General features: G+C 61.0%; 3 protein-coding genes. All 3 read left to right on the top strand.

The features are described 5' to 3' along the window. The first annotated feature begins 171 nt into the window (after positions 1–171). Positions 172–642: a hypothetical protein gene (locus ACSEXW_RS27895; protein ID WP_438449460.1), complete on the top strand. Its 471-nt coding sequence runs from the start codon at positions 172–174 to the stop codon at positions 640–642. A gap of 2 nt (positions 643–644) precedes the next feature. Beyond that, positions 645–965: a hypothetical protein gene (locus tag ACSEXW_RS27890; RefSeq protein ID WP_438449459.1), complete on the top strand. Its 321-nt coding sequence runs from the start codon at positions 645–647 to the stop codon at positions 963–965. A 12-nt stretch (positions 966–977) separates the two neighbouring features. After that, a partial coding sequence (locus ACSEXW_RS27885) for a type IV secretory system conjugative DNA transfer family protein (RefSeq protein ID WP_438449458.1) occupies positions 978–2,879 on the top strand: 1,902 nt, incomplete at its 3' end.

The raw sequence follows: 2,879 nt of genomic DNA, 5'->3' as shown, positions 1-2,879 counted from the left end.
CCGCTGCGAAGAAGGCGGCCGCCGCCAGGAACCACATGTGATTCACGCTCCTTTTGATTCATTCTCTCCACAAGGCGGAGGTGTTATGCCGGTGTTATCGACCGTACTGCTGGTATGCTCATGTGTTTGTGCCGCGATGGGCCTGAGATCAATATGGAAGGATGCGAGAAGATGGCAAAGACACAAGCATTAGATTGGAAAGCCTTCATGTCAGGGGAGATCCGTGAGAAAGGTGCGGCTGTCCCGGCGGACCCCGTCAAAGCCGAAGCTCCCAGGGCGATAGCGCCTGCTTTGGCGTCGGCAGTCTTGACTGGCGGGCTAATCCTACTGAAGACGTCTGCTCTGGTTCATGCGGCACCGGTGGCCGCTCCTGTAGCCGTCGCAGCGATGGCGATGGCGGGGCCGGCGGATTTTGCCACCCAGCTGGCGGCCGCCACCAAGCCGGTTAAGGACGTGATCTTCGGTTTCGCGCATGAAATCTATTTCGTCTTCATGGCGTGGGGGGCGCTCGAGGCGCTGATCGGAAAGCCGCAGCAGGGTTTCAGCCGGATGAAGGTATCCACCGGCGCCTATATCCTCCTGTTCTGGGTGCCGTGGATCGTGGACCAGGTCAACAAAGTCCGGCCGGTGGGAGCGTGGTGAGCATGCGATTCCTTTTGACGCCAGAAGGGCTGCGGCCATCCACGGACGGCGCCATCGTGCCGGAGCTGCTGAAGCGCGGATCCGAGGCGGCTGGCGATGTCGTTCAGGACACCATCGGCCAGCTTGTGATCACTTGGATCCAGCATGGTGCCGCCTGGCTAAAGATCAACGGGATCCCCATCGCAGCGGAGGCGGCCTTGTTATGGGGGCTGATCTGCTTCTTGGTGGCGTGCTCCGGCTCCGGAAAGTGGCTGGAGAAGGGAACACGGGCAGTGCTCATGTCGGTCCTTCTGGCTGTGGCCCGGTTGGTGGGGCAGATATAGGAGGGGTGATCAATGCGATTCAAATTCATAGAAGGGCGACCCGTGGAGTATGTGCAGCTGCGGCTGACTCCGGACCGGACCGTAGACAATAAGAAGGTCCATGACCTGTTCCGGGCGCTCTCCAGCTTCTATGTGACGCCACTGGAGCGCCTGCAGGGGCGGAAGGTGGCCGGGGCCCTCTGGTGGGACGTGATGCTCCGAAACGATGAGATCCGATTCTATTGCACTGTGCCGGCGGACTGGAAGCGGGAGATCCTGATGCAGCTGGAGCATGCCTGGCCGCTGGCCAGCATCGAAGAAATGGATGTATGGCAAACGGTCATACCGGCGTCCGCATCTGTCTGCGAGATGAAATACAGACGTTCCAACATGTTCGCTCTGCAGGTAGACCGCCGGCTCGAGCTGGAACCGATGCGATCGATCCTATCGATTACGGGGGAAATGCATGCCGGCGACATGGCTCGACTCTCCATCTGCGCGGAGCCGGTGAGCCGCCTGGACTGGCAGGAGTGGGCCGAACGTCAGCACAAGGAGTTCCAGAAGGGCCGGACGCCCAGGCGGACCCGTCTGACCAAGCGGGACCTGTTTGTGACGTTTGGCGAGGCAGTCAGCGGGCTCCTGCAGGCCGCCCTGGATGTTCTCCATGCTGCGGTGGGTGGAGAGGAGCAGAAGCCGGCAAAGGGCAGCGATGACCAGGAAAAGCGACTGATCATGATCGATGGCAGCCTGGCCAAGGGGACGGTCAACAAGCGGAAGGCGCCTACCTTCAATACCTACATCCGGATCGCCGCCAGCTCGCCGGACACCATGCGTCAGCAGATCATCCTCCGGACCATGTCCAACTCTTTCAACGACCTGACGGCCGACAATGAGCTGGAGCGTGCCGAAATAGGCGACCGCCTGCGGCCTGTCATCATCCGGGAGCTGAATACCTTCCGGATCAGCTGGCCAACGCGCCTGGACCCGGACAAGAACGTCATGAGCAACGAAGAACTGGGGCGCTTAGTGGAGCTGCCGACGGCCGCACTCCAGGATGAGCACCGGGACCGCATGGAGACCCTGGACAACCGGCAGATCGAGGTGCCGGCAGTGCTGACCCGGGGAGGAATCCGGATCGGCGAGGTGGCCTTCAAGAAGCAGACGGTACCGGTGGCGTTCCCGGTAAAGGACTGGGACCAGCTTTGTCTGCCGACGGTGGCGATCGGCGGGATGGGAAGTGGGAAGACGAAAGGATTCGGCTGCAACCGGGCGATCGAGTATGTCTGCGCGGGATTCTCCGCCGTCATGGTGGATCCGAAAAAGTCGGAGATGTGGGAGCAGGTATCCCACGCGCTGCCTGCGGAGAATCGCCGCAGGATCGTTCTGGGGGAACAGGTGGTGTCATTGGACTTTCGGGAGGTGCTGCACGCCCCGCAGGCCAAAGCGAGGCTCTCACAGATCATGTTGGCGTTCTTTGAGGATAATACGGATACCGCCGGCGCGCAGACCCAGCGATTCCTCCGGGCGGCTGTGATGGGGATGCAGACGGGCAAGCTGTCCGAGGTGATCCGGATCTTCACGGACCAGAAGTACCGGAAACAGGTGATCGATAGCATGGCGGTGGGATTGAATCGGGAGACGCTGCAGCAGTACCATAACGAGAGCGAGGCCCGGCAGCGGCAGATCGTCTCGCCGATCTTCAACCGATTGGACACCATCCTGGGAGATCCGTACCTGGAGGCATGTATGAACGCGGACGAGGGGCTGGATATGGTGGAGCTGCTTGGCCAGCGCGGGATATGCACGGTGATCGACGTCCCGGACCGGCTGAACACACGAGAGGCCAAGGACCTCCTGATCAACCTGCTTTCTTTCAAGATCGATGCGGCCATGTCGCTCCGGACAGATATGTTCCCGGTGGCCGTAATCTACGAC

The sequence above is a fragment of the Oryzibacillus soli genome (genome assembly GCF_051594765.1).
Taxonomy (GTDB): Bacteria; Bacillota; Bacilli; order Paenibacillales; family NBRC-103111; genus Paenibacillus_AR.
This window is presented reverse-complemented; position numbering and strand designations above follow the sequence as displayed.